At 68.3% G+C, this 21286-nt stretch carries 17 protein-coding genes and 1 tRNA gene; 5 read left to right on the top strand and 13 right to left on the bottom strand.

What is annotated here, in order from left to right; all coding sequences use genetic code 11:
* The first annotated feature begins 10 nt into the window (after positions 1-10).
* Together argA and HWX14_RS00255 are read left to right on the top strand one after the other, a co-directional pair.
* Positions 11-1390, top strand: coding sequence for an amino-acid N-acetyltransferase (argA, locus tag HWX14_RS00260; protein WP_006497806.1), 1380 nt, complete (start codon positions 11-13; stop codon positions 1388-1390).
* 51 nt (positions 1391-1441) lie between these two features.
* Positions 1442-1717 carry an oxidative damage protection protein gene (locus HWX14_RS00255; protein WP_006478357.1) on the top strand — a complete coding sequence of 92 codons (276 nt, stop codon included), beginning with the start codon at positions 1442-1444 and terminating at the stop codon, positions 1715-1717.
* A 239-nt stretch (positions 1718-1956) separates the two neighbouring features.
* Here HWX14_RS00255 and HWX14_RS00250 read toward each other — a convergent pair whose 3' ends face one another.
* The 3 genes from HWX14_RS00250 to HWX14_RS00240 form a co-directional block, all read right to left on the bottom strand.
* On the bottom strand, positions 1957-3369 hold the full coding sequence (locus HWX14_RS00250) for an MFS transporter (RefSeq protein WP_175881091.1): 1413 nt from the start codon (positions 3367-3369) through the stop codon (positions 1957-1959).
* Between the two features lie 170 nt (positions 3370-3539).
* Positions 3540-4775, bottom strand: coding sequence for a CoA transferase (locus tag HWX14_RS00245; RefSeq protein WP_175881090.1), 1236 nt, complete (start codon positions 4773-4775; stop codon positions 3540-3542).
* The gene (locus HWX14_RS00240) at positions 4772-6526 is read right to left on the bottom strand and encodes an acyl-CoA dehydrogenase family protein (protein ID WP_175881089.1); all 1755 of its coding nucleotides are present in this window, start codon (positions 6524-6526) and stop codon (positions 4772-4774) included. The genes HWX14_RS00245 and HWX14_RS00240 overlap by 4 nt, the downstream gene beginning before the upstream one ends.
* Positions 6527-6699: 173 nt before the next feature.
* On the opposite strand from HWX14_RS00240, the gene HWX14_RS00235 reads away from it, so the two are divergent.
* The 3 genes from HWX14_RS00235 (at position 6700) to cysC (ending at position 8667) form a co-directional block, all read left to right on the top strand.
* On the top strand, positions 6700-7602 hold the full coding sequence (locus HWX14_RS00235; RefSeq protein ID WP_175881088.1) for a LysR family transcriptional regulator: 903 nt from the start codon (positions 6700-6702) through the stop codon (positions 7600-7602).
* Between the two features lie 98 nt (positions 7603-7700).
* Positions 7701-7775 (top strand) — tRNA-Val (locus tag HWX14_RS00230).
* Positions 7776-8127: 352 nt separating this feature from the next.
* The gene (gene cysC, locus HWX14_RS00225; protein ID WP_175881087.1) at positions 8128-8667 is read left to right on the top strand and encodes an adenylyl-sulfate kinase; all 540 of its coding nucleotides are present in this window, start codon (positions 8128-8130) and stop codon (positions 8665-8667) included.
* Positions 8668-8685: 18 nt separating this feature from the next.
* On the opposite strand, the gene HWX14_RS00220 is transcribed toward cysC, so the two are convergent.
* The 10 genes from HWX14_RS00220 to hutH all read right to left on the bottom strand — a co-directional run bounded on the left by HWX14_RS00220 (position 8686) and on the right by hutH (position 21238).
* Positions 8686-10080, bottom strand: coding sequence for an aspartate aminotransferase family protein (locus tag HWX14_RS00220; RefSeq protein ID WP_175881086.1), 1395 nt, complete (start codon positions 10078-10080; stop codon positions 8686-8688).
* A 28-nt stretch (positions 10081-10108) separates the two neighbouring features.
* Positions 10109-11446, bottom strand: coding sequence for a glutamine synthetase family protein (locus HWX14_RS00215; protein ID WP_011549431.1), 1338 nt, complete (start codon positions 11444-11446; stop codon positions 10109-10111).
* Positions 11447-11457: 11 nt separating this feature from the next.
* Complete coding sequence (locus HWX14_RS00210; protein ID WP_175881085.1) at positions 11458-12270, bottom strand: gamma-glutamyl-gamma-aminobutyrate hydrolase family protein; 813 nt, start codon at positions 12268-12270, stop codon at positions 11458-11460.
* A gap of 741 nt (positions 12271-13011) precedes the next feature.
* Positions 13012-13809, bottom strand: coding sequence for an N-formylglutamate deformylase (hutG, locus tag HWX14_RS00205; protein ID WP_175881084.1), 798 nt, complete (start codon positions 13807-13809; stop codon positions 13012-13014).
* 60 nt (positions 13810-13869) lie between these two features.
* On the bottom strand, positions 13870-15246 hold the full coding sequence (locus HWX14_RS00200) for a formimidoylglutamate deiminase (protein ID WP_175881083.1): 1377 nt from the start codon (positions 15244-15246) through the stop codon (positions 13870-13872).
* A gap of 198 nt (positions 15247-15444) precedes the next feature.
* Positions 15445-16668 (bottom strand): imidazolonepropionase, encoded by a 1224-nt coding sequence (hutI, locus tag HWX14_RS00195; RefSeq protein ID WP_175881082.1) that lies wholly within the window; start codon positions 16666-16668, stop codon positions 15445-15447.
* A gap of 4 nt (positions 16669-16672) precedes the next feature.
* Entirely contained in the window at positions 16673-17284 is a 612-nt protein-coding gene (locus tag HWX14_RS00190) for a HutD family protein (RefSeq protein WP_175881081.1), read from the bottom strand.
* Between the two features lie 2 nt (positions 17285-17286).
* Complete coding sequence (hutU, locus tag HWX14_RS00185; RefSeq protein ID WP_011549425.1) at positions 17287-18975, bottom strand: urocanate hydratase; 1689 nt, start codon at positions 18973-18975, stop codon at positions 17287-17289.
* Between the two features lie 39 nt (positions 18976-19014).
* Positions 19015-19710 carry a histidine utilization repressor gene (hutC, locus tag HWX14_RS00180; protein WP_175881080.1) on the bottom strand — a complete coding sequence of 232 codons (696 nt, stop codon included), beginning with the start codon at positions 19708-19710 and terminating at the stop codon, positions 19015-19017.
* Positions 19711-19714: 4 nt separating this feature from the next.
* A complete protein-coding gene (gene hutH / locus HWX14_RS00175; RefSeq protein ID WP_175881079.1) occupies positions 19715-21238 on the bottom strand; it encodes a histidine ammonia-lyase in 1524 nt (507 codons plus the stop codon).
* Between the last annotated feature and the right edge of the window lie 48 nt (positions 21239-21286).

Below are 21286 nucleotides of genomic sequence, written 5' to 3'. Positions count from 1 at the left end.
AATCCCGCCCATGAATTCCCAAACCGACCTCCCTCCCGCCCAGACCGGCGCCGCGACGCCGCCGGCCGCCGACGATTCGGCCGCCAGCCACGCGCAGTTCGTCGACTGGATGCGCTCCGTCGCGCCCTATATCCACAAGTTCCGCAACAGCACGTTCGTCGTGGGGTTCGGCGGCGAGGTGGTGCAGCAGGGGCTGCTGAACGCGCTCGTGTCCGACATCGCGCTGTTGCAGGCGATGGGCATCCAGATCGTGCTGGTGCACGGCTCGCGCCCGCAGGTCGAGGAGCAGCTGAGCCTGCACGGCGTCGAATCCGAGTTTTCGCACGGGCTGCGCATCACCGATGCGCGCGCGCTCGAATCGGCGAAGGAAGCGGCCGGCGAAGTGCGTCTCGACATCGAGGCCGCGATCAGCCAGGGGCTGCCGAACTCGCCGATGGCGCACGCGCACATCAGCGTCGTGTCCGGCAACTTCGTGACCGCGCGGCCGGTGGGGATTCTCGACGGGGTCGATTTCGCGCACACGGGCATCGTGCGCAAGATCGACGCCGAATCGATCCGTCATTCGCTCGCGAGCCGCAAGCTCGTGCTGCTGTCGCCGCTCGGTTTCTCGCCGACCGGCGAGGCGTTCAACCTGTCGATGGAAGACGTGGCGTCGGCGGCCGCGATCGCGCTGCGCGCCGACAAGATCATCTTCCTGACCGACGGGCCCGGCATCGTCGACGACGAAGGCGAGCTGGTGCGGGAAATGTCGCTCGACGCGGCGGCCGAACTGCTCGATTCCGGCAACATCCAGGGCGACGACGCGTTCTTCCTCAAGCACTCGATCCGCGCGTGCCGCGGCGGCGTGACGCGTGCGCACCTGATTCCGCAGTCGCTCGACGGCAGCATGCTGCTCGAACTGTTCCTGCACGACGGTGTCGGCACGATGATCTCGTACGAGAACCTCGAAAGCCTGCGCGAAGCGACGCCGGACGACGTCGGCGGCATCCTGTCGCTGATCGAGCCGCTCGAATCCGACGGCACGCTGGTGCGGCGCGGCCGCCACCAGATCGAACGCGACATCGACCACTTCTCGGTGATCGAGCACGATGGCGTGCTGTTCGGCTGCGCGGCGCTGTACCCGTACCAGCAGGAAAAGATCGGCGAGATGGCGTGCCTGACGGTCGCGCCGGAAGCGCAAGGCTCGGGCGACGGCGAGCGCCTGCTCAAGCGCATCGAGCAGCGCGCCCGTGCGCGCGGCCTCACGCACATCTTCGTGCTCACGACGCGCACCGAGCACTGGTTCCTCAAGCGCGGCTTCGTCAAGGTCAGCGTCGACGACCTGCCGGAAGACCGCCGCAAACTCTATAACTGGCAGCGCAAGTCGCTCGTGCTGATGAAGCAGCTCTGAGCGCAGGCACGACTGCCCTTCCCCCCAGACCGATTACAGGAGAAGTACACGATGGCTCGAATGATTCAATGCGCGAAGCTCGGCAAGGAAGCCGAAGGCCTCGATTTCCCGCCGCTGCCGGGCGAACTCGGCAAGCGCATTTATGAAAGCGTGTCGAAGGAAGCGTGGCAAGGCTGGCTCAAGCAGCAGACGATGCTGATCAACGAAAACCGCCTGAACATGGCCGACCCGCGTGCGCGCCAGTACCTGATGAAGCAGACGGAGAAGTACTTCTTCGGCGACGGCGCGGACCAGGCGTCCGGCTACGTGCCGCCGACGGAAGGCTGAGCGACGACGCGACGCGCGACGGCCGGCCGTGCCGGTCTCGTCGCGACGTGAAGCAAACGCCCAGGCAAACGGCACCGTGTCTCGCACGGTGCCGTTTGCTTTTGGGCCGCCCGATCCGGCGACAGCCGACGCAACGCGACGCGCGATCTGCCCGGCGCCCGATGCCGCGGAATCGCCACGTCGCCACGTTGCCACGCCACCGCGTCGCCACCTCACCGCGCCGCGCCAGCCCGCCCGGCTCACCCCGCCGGTTTCAACGTGCCGCGATCGTCGGGTTGCGCGGCTTCGCCTGCGGCGCTTCCCGCGCCCGTACTCTCGGCACCCCACTCGGCCGCATCGCTGCGCTCGGCCGTCGACAGTTCGTCGGCGCGATACCCGGTGCGATTGAGCAGCGCCAGCATGCAGGCAAGCGACACGAGCGCATAGAGCCCCGACGCGATCGCGACGCCGACGATGCTGCCGGTCGCATTGAGGATCGCCTGCGCGAGCACGGGCGTGCCGCCGCCGACGACGAGCGCGCTCAACTGATACGCGAGCGACAGACCCGTATAGCGGATGTTGGCCGGGAACACGCGCGCGAGCACGCCGCCGACCGCGCCGTAGAACATCGCCGACGGAATCGTCGAGATACACATCCCCGCGACGGCGACCCAGTACGAACGCGTCGCGAGCGCATGGAACATCACCGGCATCAGCACGATCTCGGGAATCAGGATCCAGCACATCGCGCGCCGCATGTCGACCTTCGACACGAACCACGCGCCGACCGGCTGCATCAGGAACTGCACGACGAGCGAGATCGACAGGATGCCGAGAAACGTGCCCTGCGCGTAACCGAGCTCCTTGGTCGCCCACGACAGCGCGAACGTGCTGCGGAAATACGTGACGTTGATCACCGGCAGCGTGCCGGCCGCGAGCAGCACGACGACCCAGTGGTCGCGCACGACGTCGCGCAGCGGCAGCTTCACCGTGCGCTTGCGCGCGAGCACGCGCTGCATGTCGGCCGACTCCTCGAGCCGCAGCCGGATCACCATCCCGATGATCACGAGCACGGCCGACAGCAGGAACGGAATGCGCCAGCCCCACATCAGGAACGACGGCGTCGGCAGCGCGCTCAGCGCGAAGAACGCGGCCGTGGCCAGCAGGTTGCCGGTGGGCGAGCCCTGCTGCGCGAACGCCGCATACAGGATGCTGCGATGCTTCGGCGCGTTCTCGCTCGCGATCAGCACCGCGCCGCCCCACTCGCCGCCGACCGCGATGCCCTGCAGCACGCGCAGCACGACGAGGCCCGCCGGCGCCCATACGCCGATCGACGCATAGCCGGGCAGCAGGCCGATGCCGGTCGTCGCGAGCCCCATCATCACCAGCGTGATCACGAGCGCGGTCTTGCGGCCGACGCGATCGCCGAGATGCCCGAACACGATCCCGCCGAGCGGCCGCGCGGCGAAGCCGGCCCAGAACGTGACGAACGCGAGCAGCGTCGCGACGCCGGGGTCCATCGTGCTCGAAAAGAACACCTTGCCGAACACGAGCGCGGCGGCGGTGCCGTAGATGTAGAAGTCGTACCACTCGATCGTGGTGCCGACGAACGCCGCAAGGGCGGCGCGGCCGGGCCGCGGCTGCGCGGCGGGCGGGGATTGCGGACGGCTCATCGATGTCTCCATGTTTGTGATCGGCGGCGCGACTGTCGCGCGCGTTGCCGGATGGCCGGCCTTGCGCCGCCGGCTGGCGGGGTTGCGCTACGCTGCGTTGATCGAGGTTGACGTTGATGTTGCGATCGGTCGGTTCGGGACGACGCGCGTCTGTGGATGCACTCGGCCCGTCACGTCTCGTCCGGCGCGACCTTCAGCACGCCGGCGTCGAGCAGTTGCTGCTGGAGCGCCGGATCGACGCCGAGCCGGTCGAGCACCGCGCGCGTATCGCGGCCGAGCGCGGGCGGCGCCGACCGGTAGGTGGCCGGCGTGCGCGACAGCTTCACCGGCGACGCGGTGCCGCGATACGCGCCGATCTCGACGAACAGCGCGCGATGCAGCGCATGCGGATCGTGCGCGACGTCGGCGACCGTGCGCACCGGCCCGCACGGCACGCCGGCCGCCATCAGGTCGCGAGCGAGCGGCTCGCATGCGTGCGCGGCGAGCCGCGCTTCCAGTTCGGCCTTCAGCTCGGGCCGGTGCGCGCAGCGGCTGCGGTTGTCGACGAAGCGCGGATCGTCGGCGAGCGCCGGCGCGCCGAGATGCGCGACGAGCCGCGCGAACTGCCGGTCGTTGCCGACCGCGAGGAAGATCGGCACCGTCGCCGTGCGGTAGCTGTCGTACGGCGCGATGTTCGGATGCGCGTTGCCGCTGCGCTCGGGCACGCGCGCAGAGCCGAAGAAATTCGGCAAGTGCGGATGCAGCAGCGACACGCCGCAGTCGTACAGCGCGATGTCGATCGACTGGCCCTGCCCGCTCTGCTCGCGCTCCGCGAGCGCGAGCAGGATGCCGGCGAGCGCGTTCAGCCCCGTGACCATGTCGACGATCGGCAAGCCGATGCGCGTCGCGTCGCCGTCGCGCTCGCCGTTCACGCTCATCAGCCCGGCCGTCGCCTGAATCACCGCGTCGTAGCCCGGCAGGCCGCCGAGCGGGCCGTCTTCGCCGAAGCCCGTCACCGCGCAATGGATCAGGCGCGGGAAGCGCGGCTGCAGGTCGCGTGCGTAGTCCATTCCCCAGCGCGCGAGCGTGCCCGGCTTGAAATTCTCGACGAGCACGTCGGCGTCTTCGAGCAGGCGCCAGAGGATCGCGCGGCCTTCGTCGCGCGACAGGTCGAGCGCGAGCCCTTCCTTGTTGCGGTTCACGCCCATGAAATACCAGGCCGTGTCGCCGAGGAACGGCGGCCCCCAGCCGCGCGTCTCGTCGCCGTCCGGCGGCTCGATCTTGATCACCGTCGCGCCGTGATCGGCGAGCGCCTGCGTGCAGTACGGGCCGCCGAGCACGCGGCTCAGATCGACGACCTTCAGGCCGTGCAGTGCGCCGCGCGTCGTGTTCGCCGTTGCTGCCTGTGTCGCTGTCGTCGAGCTCATCGTTCGACCTCCGGCAGCAGGTCGAGCGCCATGTCGAGCGGCACCGGCGTGCCGCGCAGCAGCGCGTCGGACGCCGCCGATTCATCGTCGCGCGATGCCGACGCAAGCGGATCGATCGGCAACAGCTTGTAGCGCAGGATCAGATGCGCGAGCGCGAGGCGCCGGTAATCGGGCGCGAGTTGCGCGCCTTCACATGCCATCAGCACGGCCGCGCTCGCGTAATACAGCGCGGACGCGGCCTGCCGCACGCGTGCATCGTCGCCTTCCTCCGCAACCCGCACGAGCGCATCGCACGCCCGCGCGAGAATGCGCCGCAGCGCCGTGCGGCTCGCGTCGGGCAGCGGCGTCGCGCCCAGACGATCGCCGAGGAACGTGCGCAGCGCGTCGAGCGCATGCTCGCGCTGCGCGGCGCGCGCGACGTCGAGCGCGACGATGTTGCTCGTGCCTTCCCAGATCGAACCGAGGTGCGCGTCGCGCACGAGCCGCGCGTCGCTCCATTCCTCGATATAGCCGGTGCCGCCGCGCACCTCCATCGCATCGCCCGTCACGCGGCGCGCGTCGCGGCAGGCGCGGAACTTGATCAGCGGCGTCAGGATCCGCACGCAGCGCGCGGCCTGCTCGTCGCCCGCATCCGCCTGCGGCAGCAGCAACGCGATCTGCATGAACATCGCGCGCGCTGCCTCGGCCGGCAGCAGCATCTTCATCAGCTGACGCTGCATCAGCGGCATCTCGATCAGCTTGCGGCCGAACGCGTCGCGATGCGCGGCCACGTGCAGCGCTTCGTTCAGCGCGCGCCGCATCAGCCCCGCCGCGCGCACGCCGTTCGACAGACGCGACATGTTGATCATGTCGGCCATCTGGTGAAAGCCGCGGCCGATCTCGCCGATCAGGTAGGCCTGCGCGCCTTCGAGCGCGATCTCGCCGCTGGCCATCGAACGGCTGCCGAGCTTGTCCTTCAGGCGCACGATCCGGTACGCGTTGCGCGTGCCGTCCGGCAGCGTCTTCGGCAGCAGGAACAGCGCGAGGCCCTTGATGCCGTCCGGCGCACCGTCGGGTCGCGCGAGCACCATCGCGAGATCGGCGTCCGCGTTCGAACAGAACCACTTGTCGCCGGTCAGCCGCCAGATCGTGTTGCCTTGCCCGTCCGTTTCGCGCGCCGCACGCGTCGCGATGCGCGCGACGTCGGAGCCGGCCGCCTGCTCGGTCATGAACATCGCGCCCTGGAACAGCGTGTCGAAATCGCGCGACGCGAGCATCGGCAGGTAGCGCTCGACGAGCGCGGGATCGCCGAAACGGCGCAGCGTGCGCGTCAGCGAATCGGTCATGCTGACCGGGCAGCACAGTCCGAATTCGGCCTGTACGAACAGGAACGTCAGTGCGTACTTGACGAGCGGCGCCACCGCGTCGGGCTGATGGCTCAGCGACGCGAGCCCGAGTTCCGAATAGGCGACCCGTTCGAGCGCGACGTACGCGGGATCCTTGTCGATCCGCTGCACGGCTTCGCCGCGCCGGTTGCGGTGCTCGAGCACGGGCGGATGCTTGTCGGCGCGCGACGCCCATTCGTCGAGTTCGCCCGACACGCGGGCGCCGAGTGCGCGCAGCCGCGGCTCGAGTTCGGCATAGTGCGCGTCGCCGAGATGCAGCTTCAGCAACGCGCCGAGATCGGGATCGACGGTGAAGAAATTGATGCCCCGGCTGTCGGGGATGTTGTTGGATACGCCGGCGTCCGGCGTGCGAGCGGTGTCGTTCATGCATGCGTCTCCGTGATGGCCCGGCTGCCGGCCGATCCGCGCGCCGTGGCGGCGTGGCCGGCCGATGCCAGGCGTTCAGCAGAGCGTAGGCGCGCGATCGATAAGCGTCCAATACAGGATTTATCCGGTACGATAGATATCGCTTATCGATGCCGACGCCGGGAGGAGACACCATGGAACTGAGGCAGTTGCGCTACTTCGTGGCGGTCGCCGAGGAACTGCATTTCGGCCGCGCGGCGAAGCGCCTGTTCATCTCGCAGCCGGCGCTGAGTTTCGACATCCGCAAGTTCGAGGAAGCGCTCGGCGTGCAGCTCTTCTCGCGCACCAACAAGACGGTCGCGCTGACCAACGCGGGCGCGGTGCTGCTCGGCGAAGCGCGCCGGCTGCTGCTGCAGGCGGCCGAGGCCGAGCGGCTCACGGTGCGCTCGGCGTCCGGCCTCGCGGGCCGGCTGCGGATCGGCTTCGTGCATTCGATGCTGTATCGCGGGCTGCCCGATGCGGTGCGGCGTTTCGAGGCCGACTATCCGGGCGTCGAGATCGTGCTGAGCGAGATGAACACGCAGGCGCAGGTGCAGGCGATCCAGCGCGGCCAGATCGATCTCGGCTACGCGCACTGGGGGCACTGCCCGCCCGAGGTCGAATCGACGCCCGTCTACGCGGAACCGTTCGTCTGCTGCCTGCCCGCCGCGCATCCGCTCGCGCGGCGCCGGCAGGTCGCGCTCGCCGCGCTGGCCGCGGAGCCGTTCATCCTGTTTCCGCGCGACGCGGCGCCGCACTACCACGACCTGATCATCGCGCAATGCGTGAACGCGGGCTTCAGCCCGCTGATTCGCCACGAGGCGCGGCTGTGGCAGACGATCCTGTCAATGATCGAGTTCGGGATGGGCATCGCGCTGGTGCCGCGCGTGCTGCAGCAGGTGAAGAGCGACCGGCTCGCGTTCCGGCCGCTGAAGGATGCGTCGCTCGAATCGCACACGCTCGCGCTGAAACGCAGCGGCACCGCCGAACCGGTCGCGCTGCGCTTTGCCGGCTACGTGCGCGCGTCGATCGACGCGCTGCCCGCGCTCGCGGGCTGAGCACGCGACTCGCGAACCGGCGCTTGCGGCTACTGGAAAAAATTTGCAGAAAGGGCTTTACGAACCCCAAAAGCTCTGACATAATTTGATTCTTCTTTGGGCGGTTAGCTCAGCGGTAGAGCACTGCCTTCACACGGCAGGGGTCACTGGTTCGATCCCAGTACCGCCCACCAAAGAATTCAAGGGCCTGCGTCTCACGACGCAGGCCCTTTTCGTTTTGGCTCGCCGCCTTCCGCCTTGTCACGACGCCCGGTTTCGACGCAGTCCCGCACCCATGGCGAGATCGCCCGGCACCGACTGCCGCTGCCCTTCTTCCCCCCAAACCGCGCAAACACGCATGGCGAGCGTCGGGGACGAACTTCGTAATTCGCGGTAACGCATTCGCAACACCTGCTTGATAATGGACGGCTAGAATCGGCCGACAACAACGGCCGACCGACGCAATGCCGGCTCCCATTCCAGTCAACACGACCGCGCGAGCAGGATCGGCATCGCGCGATCCAGGTGTACCGTTCCGACGAAACCATGGCACCGTCCACAGCACATACCTTGTGGTTCACCGGCTTGAGCGGCGCCGGCAAGTCGACTCTCGCGCGCCAGGTCGCTGCCCACCTGCGCGAGCACCAGATTCCCGTCTGCATGCTCGACGGCGACGAACTCCGATCGGGCGTCTCGTCCGATCTCGGCTTCAGGCGCGAAGACCGCGCGGAGAACTGCCGGCGCACGGCCGAAATCGCGAAGCTCCTGAACGCGCAGGGCATCACGGCGATCGTCGCGCTGATCTCCCCGTACGCCGCGGACCGGCAACTGGCACGTGACATCATCGGCGACAAGCGCTTCACGGAAATCTACGTGAAAGCGGACCTCGAAACCTGCGTCGCGCGCGATCCGAAGCGCCTGTACGCCAAAGCGATCACCGGCCAGACAATCCGGTTTACCGGCATCACCGATCCATACGAGGCGCCGAGCGCCGCCGATCTCGTCATCGAGACCGGCACCGCGACCGTCGTCGACTGCGTCGCGCGTGTCGTCGAATTCGCCCAGCAGCGCTACGCCTACGCGTAGTCGCCGCGCGACGCCCGCTCACCTTGCCCGCCCGACCCGCTCCGCCGTCGCATCGAACGCGCGCTTCGCCTTGTCGACGATCTCGTCGACCTCCGCCTCGCGGATCACGAGCGGCGGCGACAGCAGCATCCGGTCGCCGGTCGCGCGCATGATCAGGTTGCCGTTGAAGCAGAAGTCGCGGCAGATCGTGCCGATATCGACGCCCGCATCGAAGCGCTCGCGCCGCACACGATCGCGCGCCAGTTGAACGCCGGCGACCAGCCCCGCTCCCGCGATCTCGCCGACGATCGGATGATCGCCCAGCGCGTCGCGCAGCCGGCGCTGGAAATACGGACCGATATCGGTCTTCACACGCTCGACGATGCCCTCGTCGCGCAGCAGCTTCAGGTTCGCGACCGCGACGGCCGCCGCCACCGGATGGCCCGAGTACGTGAGGCCGTGATTGAATTCGCCGTTGTCGATGATCGGGCGTGCGATGCGCTCGTGAATGCCCACCGCGCCCATCGGCACATAGCCCGACGTGAGGCCCTTCGCCATCGTGATCAGGTCCGGCTCGAAGCCGAAATGCCGATGCGCGAACCATTCGCCGGTGCGCCCGAAGCCGCCGATCACTTCGTCGGCGACGAGCAGGGTCTCGTATTTGCGGCAGATCCGCTGGATTTCCGGCCAGTACGTCGACGGCGGGAAGATCACGCCGCCCGCACCCTGGAACGGCTCGCCGATGAATGCCGCGACGTTCTCCGCGCCGAGTTCGAGGATCTTCGCTTCGAGCTGCTGTGCGCGTGCGAGGCCGAACGCTTCCGGCGTCTCGCCTGCTTGCGCTTCGCCGAAGAAATACGGCTGGTCGATGTGTACGATGTGCTCGACCTTCGACGGCATCTGCTCGTGCATGTAGCCCATCCCGCCGAGCGTGCCGCCCGCGATCGTCGAGCCGTGGTAGCCGTTCTTGCGCGAGATCACGTATTTCTTCTGCGGCTTGCCCTGCACGCGCCAGTACTGGTGCACGAGTCGCAGCACGGTGTCGTTGCCTTCCGAGCCGCTGTTGCAATAGAAGAAGTGGTTGAAGCCGGCAGGCGTCACTTCGGCGAGCATCGCGGAAAGCTCGATCACCGGCGGGTGCGTGGTCTTGAAGAACGTGTTGTAGAACGGCAGCTCCTGAATCTGGCGATACGCGGCGTCGGCAAGTTCCTTGCGGCCGTAGCCGACGTTCACGCACCACAGCCCGGCCATCCCGTCGATCACCTTGTTGCCGTCCGAGTCCCACAGGTAGACGCCGTCGGCCTTCACGATCACGCGGCTGCCCGCGCGATTGAGCACGCCCATGTCGGAGAACGGGTGGATGTGGTGCGCGGCGTCGAGCGCGCGAAAATCGGCGGTCGAGCGCGGCGGAAAAGCTTCGTTTCGATCGGTCATGTTTTCTCCGTCAAACAGCGCCGCACGCTCACACGTGCAGCAGCAGATGCCTGCGTTCCCACGAGCTGATCACGCGGAAGAACGCTTCGTATTCGGTTTCCTTCAACGCCAGGTAAGCCTTCACGAACTTGTCGCCGAGGATGCCGGCGAGCGGCTCGCACGCGGCCATCAGCGAGATCCCTTCCTCGAGGTTGCGCGGCAGCTGGTACGGCAGGTCGTAGCCGTCCGATGCGATCGGCTCGGTCGGCGCGAGCTGTTGCGTCATACCGAGATAGCCGGCGGCGAGCGTCGCCGCGAACGCGAGGTACGGGTTGCAGTCGACGCCCGGAATCCGGTTCTCGATACGGCGCGCGACGGGGCTCGACTGCGGGATGCGAAAACCGACCGTACGATTGTCGTAGCCCCACTGCACGTTGATCGGCGCGGCCATGAAACGCGACAGGCGGCGGTACGAATTGATGTACGGCGCGAAGATCGGCATCAGCGCCGGCGTGTACTTCTGCAGCCCCGCCAGATAGCTGCGGAACAGCGGCGACACCGCGCCGTTTTCGTCGGCGAACAGGTTGCGCCCGGTGCGCATATCCGCGAGGCTCTGATGAATGTGCATCGCGGAACCCGGCTCGTTTTCCATCGGCTTGGCCATGAACGTCGCGTACATGTTGTGACGCAATGCGGCCTCGCGCACCGTGCGCTTGAACAGGAACACCTGGTCGGCCAGCGGCAGCGCGTCGCCATGCACGAAGTTGATCTCCATCTGCGCGGCGCCGACTTCGTGAATCAGCGTCTCGATATCGAGGCCCTGCATTTCGCAGTACTCGTAGATGTCCTCGAACAGCGGATCGAACTCGTTGACGGCCTCGATCGAATACGACTGGCGGCCCGTTTCCGCCCGCCCCGTACGGCCGACGGGAGGCCGCAGCGGCAGGTCGGGATCGGCGTTCATGTCGACCAAGTAGAACTCGAGCTCGGGCGCGACCACGGGCTTCCAGCCCTTCGCCTCGTACAGGTCGAGCACGCGGCGCAGCACGTAGCGCGGCGAGATTTCGACCGGCGAGCCGTCGAAATGCACGCAATCGTGGATCACCTGCGCGGTCGGATCGACCGCCCACGGGATCAGGCAGATCGTCGACGGATCGGGCACGCACACCATGTCGGGATCGGTCACGCCGGTCAGCGTGCCGTCCTCCGGATAGTCGCCGGTGACGGTCTGCACCATCACGGCCTGCGGCAGGCGCATCGATTCGCCGGATTCGAATTTGTTGCGCGGAATGATCTTGCCGCGCGCGATGCCGGCCATGTCGGGAATGATCGCCTCGACTTCGGTGATGCGGTGCTGTCGCAGGAATTCGCTCAGTTCGGGTTGCATGATCGGCCTCGTTAGTCGATGTCGATGTCGGATGCGGCCGACGACGGCGTCGCGCCGCCGGCCGCATGAAGGCGATGCGTCATCCGCGCGCGGCACGCCGCGCCGAATGCCGCGAAGATGTCGCGCGACAGCGGCTGCTCCGCGTAGCGCCATTCGGGATGCCACTGCACGCCCAGCGCGAACGCACGCGCGCCGCGCACGCTGACGGCCTCGACCAGCCCGTCGCGCGCGCTCGCTTCGATCGCGAGCCCCGCGCCCAGCCGCGCGATGCCCTGGTCGTGCAGCGAATTGACCGTCGCCTCGTGCGCGCCGCGCGCGACCCGCTGCAGCAGGCCGCCGGGCGCGAGCTGCACGACGTGCGCGGGACCGTACTGCCGTTCGAGCGGATCGTCCGGCCGTTCGCGATGGTCATCGAAGCCGGTCGTCGCATGCAGCCGCTGATGCAGCGTGCCGCCGTACGCGACGTTCAGCTCCTGCATGCCGCGGCAGATCGCGAGCACGGGAACGCCCGCGTCGATCGCCGCGCGGATCAGCGGCAACGCGGTCGCGTCGCGCGCCGGATCGTGCAGCGTGTCGGGCGCGCTCGCGGCGCCGCCGTAATGATGCGGTTCGACGTTCGAATAGCTGCCGGTCAACAGCAGCCCGTCGATTGCCGCGACGATCGCGTCCGCCGGCTGCCGCGCGCCGAGCGCGGGCAACACGAACGCCAGCGCGCCGGCGCCGTCGACGACGGCGGCGAGGTACTTCTCGCCCGCCGTGTGGTTCGGATGGGCGCCGCGCAGGATACGGTCGGCGGTAACGGCTACGATCGGTCGCGCACGCATCGGCGTCTCTCCGGTAATGGCGCGCGACACGCTTGCGCACGCAACGATGCAGGTTCGCGGGTAGACCGCACGCGCGTGCAATCGCGCAGCACAAGCGCTGACGCAAGCGTATGCGCGATCCTGCCGCGCGAATGCCGCGGCAACCGGCGGTGCGGCCCGGGACGAAAGCGGAAAGGGACGCTAGGGCAACAACGATGCGCTGCCGTCGCACTGCACCGCGCTGAACAGGTGCGCGGTCGCGAGATTGAAGCGGCGCGGGCCGCGATGGGAAATGGCGAAGAAGCGAGGCTCGCGTAACGGGGCGGCGCGCGTGCCGCGATCAGCATGCCGGTTCGGCCCGGCCTGAGGCGGCGCGCCCGCCGACGGACTTCGCGTCCGGCGTATCGAAGGGCTGGCGGCTTTCACGATCGTACTCGACTGACTGATGGAGGCAGGACACGTGTCGCAATGCCGCGTGGCGACACGTCAGCAAGATGTCTCGCAGCGGATTCCGGCGCAGTCCGGCCATCGTCGATGGCCTTGCCGCCGGTGCGCGCGTGACGACTTCCTGACATTCAGCTTATATCACCTAAAAATTGCGTCAAATTTTCAGGGGCCGATGACGACATCGGTCAGACGAACAAAACGGCATCGATCGCGCCGGATCGATGCCGTTTTGTGCATTGCATCGGCTTGCCTGCTACGTACCGACGGGGCGGAGCGCACTGTGCCGCCGCGCTGCCGCATGGAGGCGGCCCGCGCTCAACGATGCGCGAGCGCGGTTTCGACGAGCGTCTGCAGCAGCGGCACGATCCGCGCTGCACGCGCCTCGTCGTACGCGTACGGACGCGTCTCTTCCATGTAGGTGATCTGCGACAGTTCGAGCTGCACGGCCTCGACACCGGTATCGGGCGCGCCATAGTGACGCGTGATGTAGCCGCCCTTGAAGCGGCCGTTCGCGACGGCCGTGTAGCCGCCGTGCGCGAGCACCCGCGCGGCCAGCGCCTCCGCGAGGCCGGGCGCCGCACTCGCCCCGCTCGACGTGCCGAAGTTGAAGTCCGGCAGGCGACCGTCGAAGAAACGCGGCACGTGCGAGCGGATCGAATGCGCTTCCCACACGAGCATGCGGCCGTGTTCGCCCTTCAGGCGCGCGATCTCGCGTTGCAGCGCGTCGTGATACGGCAGCCAGTAGCGGTCGCGGCGACGCATGATCTCGTCGTTGCCGGGCAGCGCGTTCGCCGGATAAAGCGGCGCCTTGTCGAACGTATCGACCGGCACGAGCCCGGTCGTGTCCTGCCCCGGATACAGGTTCTCGTTGTCGGGCGGACGGTTCAGGTCGACGACGTAACGCGCGTGCGACGGCACGAGGATCGACGCGCCGAGATCGGCCGCGAAGCCGTACAGCCGCTCGAGATGCCAGTCGCAATCGTCGACGAAGCGCGCGTCGGGCGTCATCGTCGCGGCGATGTCGTCGGGAATGTGCGTGCCTGCGTGCGGAATCGAGATCAGCAGCGGCAGCGTGCCCTGCTTCAGCGTGAATACAGCCGGTTGTTCAGTCATGTCGCCTCACCGTAAGAGTCGGCCGGCGCACCCATGCGGCGTGCGCCGGTTGCCGCGCGTTCAGCGCAGCAGTTGCGCCAGCGCGGCGCGGTAGTCGGCATACGCGGCGGCTTCGTCGCGATGGCGGCGGCCGCTCACGACGCGCTCGCCGCCCGTGTAGACGTCGAGCACCGGCGTGTCGCCGTGCTCGGCGAACACGATGCCCGACAGCCATGCGGCGCTATCGTGTTCGGCGATCGCCGGATGATCGGGATCGAGCACGAGCCAGTCGGCGCGACAGCCCGCGCGCAGCGCGCCGATGCGCCGCCCGCTCGCCTGCGCGCCGCCTTCGAGCGACGCATCGAACAGGCGATCGGCGACGTGCGCCTGCGACTCGCTCGCCAGCACGTTGCGCGCGCGATGCACGAGCCGCTGGCCGTATTCGAGCAGGCGCAGCTCCGAGCGCCAGTCGACCGACGCGTGGCTGTCCGAGCCGACGCCGATCACGCCGCCTTGTGCGAGATAGTCGACGGCCGGGAACACGCCGTCGCCGAGGTTCGCTTCGGTCGTCAGGCACAGGCCCGCGACCGCGCGGCGCTTCGCGAGCGCCGCCGTCTCGGCCGCATCGACGTGCGTCGCGTGCACGAGGCACCAGCGCGCATCGACGTCGAAACGATCGAGCAGCCATTGGACGGGGCGCGCGCCGTAGGCGCGCACGCAGTCGTCGACTTCGGCCATCTGCTCGGCGATGTGGATATGCACTGGCGCATCGTCGGGCAACCCTTCGAGCAGCGTACGCAGCCCGCTCTCGGACACCGCGCGCAGCGAGTGCGGCGCGACGCCGTAGCGCAGCCCGCCATGCTCGGGCGCCGCGCGACGCATCGCGTCGAGCAGTTCGAGCACGCCGTCGGGCGTGTTGATGAAGCGGCGCTGGTCGTCGCGCGGCGGCTTGTTGCCGAAGCCCGCGAACTGGTACGACACGGGCAGCATCGTGATGCCGATGCCGGCCGCGCGCGCGGCGTCGATCACGCGCGTGCCGAGCTCCGCGATCTGCGGATAGCGCGAGCCGTCCTGCGCGTGATGCACGTAGTGGAATTCGCACACCGACGTGTAGCCGCACTTGAGCATCTCGACGTACAGCCAGCGCGCAATCGCCGCGAGCGCATCGGGCGTGATCTTCAGCGCGAAGCGGTACATCAGGTCGCGCCAGCTCCAGAAGCTGTCGGCGGGATTCGCGCGGTATTCGGTGAGCCCCGCCATCGCGCGCTGGAATGCGTGCGAATGCAGGTTCGGCATGCCGGGCAGCACCGGCCCGGCCGCGCGCGCGACGCCTGCCGGTGCGTCGGTGTCGGGCGTCACGTCGGTCAGCGTGCCGGCCGCGTCCCAGCGCAGCAGCACGTTGCGGCGCCAGCCATCGGGCAGGTAGGCATGGTCCGCGAACAACAGGGAGTCGGTCATTGCGTGTCCTCATCGACCGGATCGAGCGTCTGAGCATCTCGTCCGGCCCGGTGCCGCGGCCGGCAGGCGCGAGCGCGTCGCGCTTGCCCCTGCCTCGCGGCGATCGACCGGAGTGCGCGGTTGCGCGCCGCGTCCGGTCCCCTGCAAAGCGTCGGCCGGACCGGGTTCGTCACGACCCGGCCCGATCCGGCGAAAAGCTTATCCGTTCATCCGGCGAAACACCGTCGTGCCGCCGCGTACGACCTGCTCGCACAGCGGCCGGCCGATCCAGTACGCCAGTTCGGCCAGCGAGCCGACCGACCACACCGCGAAATCGGCCTGGCGACCGACCTCGAGCGCGCCGTGGCGATCCGCGCGGCCGAGCGCCGCGGCCGCATGGCGCGTGACGCCCTGCAGCACCTCGGGCACCGTCATGCGGAACAGCGTGCACGCCATGTTCAGCGTCAGCAGCAGCGATTCGAGCGGCGACGTGCCGGGGTTGTGATCGGTCGCGAGCGCGATCGGCACGCCGTGCTTGCGCAGCAGCTCGATCGGCGGCAACTGCGTTTCGCGGATGAAGTAGTACGCGCCGGGCAGCAGCACGGCGACCGTGCCGGCCGCCTTCATCGCCTCGATGCCGGCTTCGTCGAGAAATTCGAGGTGGTCGGCGGACAGTGCGCGGTAGCGCGCGGCGAGCGCCGTGCCGCCCGCGTTCGACAGCTGCTCCGCATGCAGCTTCACCGGCAGCCCGCGCCGCGTCGCGGCCTCGAACACGCGTTCGGTCTGCGCGAGCGAGAAGCCGATGCGTTCGCAGAACACGTCGACCGCGTCGACGAGCCCTTCGTCGGCCAGCGTCGGCAGCATCCGGTCGCATACTTCGTCGATGTATTCGTCCGCGCGGCCCGCGTATTCCGGCGGCAGCGCGTGCGCGCCGAGGAAGGTCGTATGGACGGTCACCGGGAAGCGCTCGCCGAGCTGGCGCGCGACGCGCAGCATCTTGCGCTCGCTCGCGAGGTCGAGCCCGTAGCCCGACTTGATCTCGATCGCGGTCACGCCTTCGGCGAGCAGCGGCTGCAAGCGCGCGGCGGCCTGCACGAACAGCGCCGTCTCGTCGGCCGCGCGCGTCGCGCGCACCGTCGACACGATCCCGCCGCCCTGCCGCGCGATTTCCTCGTAGCTGACGCCCGCGAGGCGCTGCGCGAATTCGTCGGCGCGCGTGCCGCCGTACACGAGGTGCGTATGACAGTCGACGAGGCCCGGCGTCACCCACGCGCCGTGCAGGTCCTCGCGCCGCCAGTGCGCATAGCCGTGCGGCAGCGCGGACAACGCGCCGAGCCACGCGATCGTGCCGGTTTCGTCGACGGCGATCGCCGCATCGTCGATCGTCTCGTCGGGATGGCCGTGCGGACACAGCCTCAGGTGATGCCAGACAGTCGGTTTCATGCGTTCAGTCTCGTTCGCCGACGGCGAGCGACACGGCGAGCAGCGCGCCGCCTCCGCTCACGACGACGTCAAACGCACGCCGCGGCCCGTCGAGCCGCAACGTGTCCATTTCCTGCAGCGCGTAGTGCACGCCGTCGATGTCGACGCCAACCGCGCCGGTCGCGCAGAACAGCAGCACGGTATCGGCGCGCTCGACGCGGTGCGTGCCTTCGGGCCATACGTCGACCGCCCCGCGCGCGGCCGAACGGCGCGTCATCAGGTTGAAGTCGCGCGTCGCGCCGTCGTGCAGCGTCGCGTCGATCGCCGTCTCGCCCGCGAAATCGGCACGGGCCAGCGGCGTATCGAGCACGTGCTTCGCCCCACCCGCTTCGGCGAGCGTCATGCCCGTGCCGGACAGCAGCACGAGCGTACGGTCGACGCCGTCGAAACGCGAGAACGGCCCGGCCGCGCCGACGTCCGCGACGCTCACACGCCACGCGAATGCATCGAGCGGAGCACCCGGCGGAAACGCGCCGATTTCGCGCGTGACGCCGCCGCCGTTCTTCCACGGCGACGCAACGAGATCCGCCGCGCGGATCAACGTTGCGTTCACCGGCGCGTGGTCGAGCGCCGTCATGCTCAGCGGCCGAGCATCGGCAGCTTCAGGCCGGCTTCGCGGGCCGTCTGCTGCGCGAGTTCGTAGCCGGCATCCGCATGGCGCATCACGCCCGTCGCCGGATCGTTCAGCAGCACGCGACCGAGACGCTCGTGCGCATCAGCCGTGCCGTCGGCGACGATCACGACGCCCGAGTGCTGCGAGAAGCCCATACCGACGCCGCCGCCATGGTGCAGCGACACCCACGATGCGCCGCCCGCGGTGTTCAGCAGTGCGTTCAGCAGCGGCCAGTCGCTGACGGCGTCCGAGCCGTCCTTCATCGATTCCGTCTCGCGGTTCGGGCTCGCGACCGAACCGGTGTCGAGGTGGTCGCGGCCGATCACGATCGGCGCCTTCAGTTCGCCGTTCTTCACCATCTCGTTGAACGCCTGGCCGAGGCGGTAGCGATCCTTCACGCCGACCCAGCAGATCCGTGCCGGCAGGCCCTGGAACGCGATGCGCTCACGCGCCATGTCGAGCCAGTTGTGCAAGTGCGGATCGTCGGGGATCAGCTCCTTCACCTTCTGGTCGGTCTTGTAGATGTCTTCCGGATCGCCGGACAGCGCGACCCAGCGGAACGGCCCCTTGCCTTCGCAGAACAGCGGACGGATGTACGCCGGCACGAAGCCCGGGAAGTCGAATGCGTTCTCGACACCCATTTCCAGCGCCATCTGGCGGATGTTGTTGCCGTAGTCGAGCGTCGCCGCGCCGCGTTCCTGCAGCGCGAGCATCGCGCGCACCTGGACGGCCATCGACTGCTTCGCGACCTTCACGATGCTCTGCGGATCGACCTTCTGCGCTTCGCGCCATTGCGCGACGGTCCAGCCTTGCGGCAGGTAGCCGTTGATCGGGTCATGCGCGCTCGTCTGGTCGGTCACGCAGTCCGGCGTGATGCCGCGCGTGACGAGTTCCGCGAACACGTCGGCCGCGTTGCCGAGCAGGCCGATCGACACCGGCTTGCCGGTGCGCTTCGCTTCGTCGATCATGCCGAGCGCTTCGTCGAGCGTCGTCGCCTTCTTGTCGACATAGCGCGTCTTCAGGCGGAAGTCGATGCGCGTCTCGTCGCATTCGACCGCGATCATCGAGAAGCCGGCCATCGTCGCGGCCAGCGGCTGCGCGCCGCCCATCCCGCCCAGGCCGCCCGTCAGGATCCAGCGGCCCGACGGGTCGCCGTTGAAGTGCTGGTTCGCGACCGAGAAGAACGTTTCATAGGTGCCCTGCACGATGCCCTGGCTGCCGATGTAGATCCAGCTGCCGGCCGTCATCTGGCCGTACATCATCAGGCCCTTGCGATCGAGCTCGTGGAAGTGATCCCAGTTCGCCCAGTGCGGCACCAGGTTCGAGTTCGCGAGCAGCACGCGCGGCGCATCCTTGTGCGTGCGGAACACGCCGACCGGCTTGCCCGATTGAATCAGCAGCGTTTCGTTTTCCTCGAGATCCTTCAGCGACGCGAGGATCTGGTCGTAGCATTCCCAGTTGCGCGCCGCGCGGCCGATGCCGCCGTACACGACGAGCGCATGCGGATGCTCGGCGACTTCCGGGTCGAGGTTGTTCTGGATCATCCGGTAGGCCGCTTCGGCCAGCCAGGTCTTGCAGGTCTTTTCGCTGCCGCGCGGCGCGCGGATCGTGCGCGTCGGATCGAGACGGGGATCGATGTGTTTCGGATGGTTCATGACGACTGCTCCCGAGGGAAATTGAAGATCAAATAGGAATCAGAAATGCCCGGTGAAGCGATAACGGCTGCCGGGATGCCACAAATTCGCCACCGAGGCGACGACGCCCTGCGACCAGGTGCGCCGATGTAAAACCAGACACGGCTCGACGTCGTCCATCCGCAGCTGCTCGCGCCGCTCCGGCGCCGGGGCCGCCGCTTCGATCCGGTACTCGACGCGCTGCAGCGGCGCCGCGCGCATCAGGTACAGGTTCGGCGTCGTGTTCGTGAAATCCTGCTCGGCGTAATCCGGCGCGACCGCCGGATTCACCCATCGTTCTTCGAGCTGCACCGGCTCGTCGTTCTCGAAGTGCAGCACCTGCGAATGAAACAGCTTCGTGCGCACGGTCACCTGCATCTCGTCGGCGAGGGCCTCGTCGGCGCGAATCGTGTCGAGCCCGAGCACGCTGGCGTGGTACGCATGCCCGCGTGCGCCGACTTCCTCGGAGATGCTGCGGATCGCGACCAGCGTCGACTCGTACTTCGGCCGCGCGACGTAGGTGCCCGCGCCCTTCATGCGCGTGAGCACCTGCTCGGCCGTCAACTCGCGCAGCGCGCGGTTGACGGTCATGCGCGCCACCTTGAACTCGCGCGCCAGCTCGTTCTCGGACGGCACCTGGTCGCCCTCCTCCCACTCGCCGGCGTGGATGCGGGCCAGGATGAAATCCTTGATCTCCTGGTAGACCGGCGCGCTCATCGGCTTACTGTTCCGATGCGAACGAGAACGGCGCGACCTTCGCGAACGCGCGCTCGCCGACGAGCTTCGCGATCACCGCGATGTCCGGTGCGAAGTAGTGGTCGAGTTCGTAGTGCGCGACCTTGGAGCGGATCGTTTCCATCACCGGCGCGAGCTTCGGGCTCGTGTGGTACGGCGCGCGCAGGTCGACGCCTTGCGCGGCGGCCAGCAGTTCGATCGCGAGGATGTGCTTCGTGTTGTCCGCGATGTCGGCGAGCTTGCGCGCGGCGAACGTCGCCATCGACACGTGGTCTTCCTGGTTCGCGGAAGTCGGCAGCGAGTCGACCGACGCCGGGTGCGCGAGCGTCTTGTTTTCCGATGCCAGCGCGGCCGCCGTCACGTGCGCGATCATGAAGCCGGAGTTCACGCCGCCGTCCCGCACGAGGAACGGGGGCAGGCCCGACAGCGTCGCGTCGATCAGCAGCGCGATGCGGCGTTCGGCCAGCGCGCCGATTTCCGCCGCGGCCAGCGCGAGGTTGTCGGCCGCGAACGCGACGGGTTCGGCGTGGAAGTTGCCGCCCGACAGCACTTCGCCGGTATCCGGGAAGATCAGCGGGTTGTCCGACACGGCGTTCGCCTCGACCAGCAGCACGTCGGCCGCATGGCGCATCTGGTCCAGGCACGCGCCCATCACCTGCGGCTGGCAGCGCAGGCTGTACGGGTCCTGCACCTTGTCGCAGTCGCGGTGCGACTGGTTGATCGGCGAGCCTTCGAGCAGTTCGCGGTACGACGCGGCCGCGTCGATCTGGCCTTGATGGCCGCGCAGTTCGTGGATGCGCGCGTCGAACGGCTTCACCGAGCCGGCTGCCGCGTCGACCGACAACGCACCCGCGACGAGCGCCGTGCGGTACAGGTCTTCGATCGAGAACATGTTGTCGAGCGCGAGTGCCGTCGATGCCTGCGTGCCGTTCAGGAGCGCCAGGCCTTCCTTCGCCTGCAGCGTCAGCGGCGCGAGGCCCGCGACGCGCAGGCCGTCGAGCGCGCTCGCCCGTTCGCCGCGGATGAACACTTCACCGACGCCGAGCAGCACGGCCGACATGTGCGCGAGCGGCGCGAGGTCGCCCGATGCGCCGACCGAGCCCTTCACCGGGATCAGCGGCAGCACGTCGGCGTTGAACAGCGTGATGAGTGCGTCCATCACTTCGCGGCGGATGCCCGAGTGGCCGCGGCCGAGGCTCGACAGCTTCAGCGCCATCAGCAGGCGCACCGACGAACGCGCCATCGGCTCACCCACGCCGACCGCGTGCGACAGCACGAGGTTCTTCTGCAGCAGTTCGAGCTGGTCGTGCGGGATGTGGGTGCTCGCCAGACGGCCGAAGCCCGTGTTGATGCCGTAGGCCGGCTCGCCCTTCGCGGCGATGTCGGCGACAGCCTTCGCGCCCGCGTCGATCTTCGCGAAGCTGGCCGGGTCGAGCTTCAGTTGCACGGATTCGCGTGCGATACGGCGCAGTTGCGGGAGGGTCAGGTGGCCGGGGGTCAACGTAATCATGTGAGCAATCCTGTCTAGACAAGTTCGGAATGGATTGAAGTGTAGCCA

The sequence above is a fragment of the Burkholderia sp. BCC0044 genome (assembly GCF_902832955.1).
GTDB lineage: Bacteria > Pseudomonadota > Gammaproteobacteria > Burkholderiales > Burkholderiaceae > Burkholderia.
Note: the sequence above shows the minus strand (reverse complement) of the source record. Positions and strands in the feature narration are given on the sequence as shown.

Excerpts from the sequence above, each read along its gene's own strand:
- HWX14_RS00255 (WP_006478357.1), top strand. The coding sequence starts at position 1,442 with ATGGCTCGAATGATTCAATGCGCGAAGCTCGGCAAGGAAGCCGAAGGC.
- hutC (WP_175881080.1), bottom strand. The coding sequence starts at position 19,710 with ATGAGCGCGCCGGTCTACCAGGAGATCAAGGATTTCATCCTGGCCCGC.
- hutH (WP_175881079.1), bottom strand. The coding sequence starts at position 21,238 with ATGATTACGTTGACCCCCGGCCACCTGACCCTCCCGCAACTGCGCCGT.
- HWX14_RS00200 (WP_175881083.1), bottom strand. The coding sequence starts at position 15,246 with ATGACCGACTCCCTGTTGTTCGCGGACCATGCCTACCTGCCCGATGGC.
- HWX14_RS00190 (WP_175881081.1), bottom strand. The coding sequence starts at position 17,284 with ATGACGGCGCTCGACCACGCGCCGGTGAACGCAACGTTGATCCGCGCG.
- hutI (WP_175881082.1), bottom strand. The coding sequence starts at position 16,668 with ATGAAACCGACTGTCTGGCATCACCTGAGGCTGTGTCCGCACGGCCAT.
- cysC (WP_175881087.1), top strand. The coding sequence starts at position 8,128 with ATGGCACCGTCCACAGCACATACCTTGTGGTTCACCGGCTTGAGCGGC.
- HWX14_RS00220 (WP_175881086.1), bottom strand. The coding sequence starts at position 10,080 with ATGACCGATCGAAACGAAGCTTTTCCGCCGCGCTCGACCGCCGATTTT.
- hutU (WP_011549425.1), bottom strand. The coding sequence starts at position 18,975 with ATGAACCATCCGAAACACATCGATCCCCGTCTCGATCCGACGCGCACG.
- HWX14_RS00250 (WP_175881091.1), bottom strand. The coding sequence starts at position 3,369 with ATGAGCCGTCCGCAATCCCCGCCCGCCGCGCAGCCGCGGCCCGGCCGC.
- HWX14_RS00215 (WP_011549431.1), bottom strand. The coding sequence starts at position 11,446 with ATGCAACCCGAACTGAGCGAATTCCTGCGACAGCACCGCATCACCGAA.
- hutG (WP_175881084.1), bottom strand. The coding sequence starts at position 13,809 with ATGACTGAACAACCGGCTGTATTCACGCTGAAGCAGGGCACGCTGCCG.
- HWX14_RS00245 (WP_175881090.1), bottom strand. The coding sequence starts at position 4,775 with ATGAGCTCGACGACAGCGACACAGGCAGCAACGGCGAACACGACGCGC.
- argA (WP_006497806.1), top strand. The coding sequence starts at position 11 with ATGAATTCCCAAACCGACCTCCCTCCCGCCCAGACCGGCGCCGCGACG.
- HWX14_RS00210 (WP_175881085.1), bottom strand. The coding sequence starts at position 12,270 with ATGCGTGCGCGACCGATCGTAGCCGTTACCGCCGACCGTATCCTGCGC.
- HWX14_RS00240 (WP_175881089.1), bottom strand. The coding sequence starts at position 6,526 with ATGAACGACACCGCTCGCACGCCGGACGCCGGCGTATCCAACAACATC.
- HWX14_RS00235 (WP_175881088.1), top strand. The coding sequence starts at position 6,700 with ATGGAACTGAGGCAGTTGCGCTACTTCGTGGCGGTCGCCGAGGAACTG.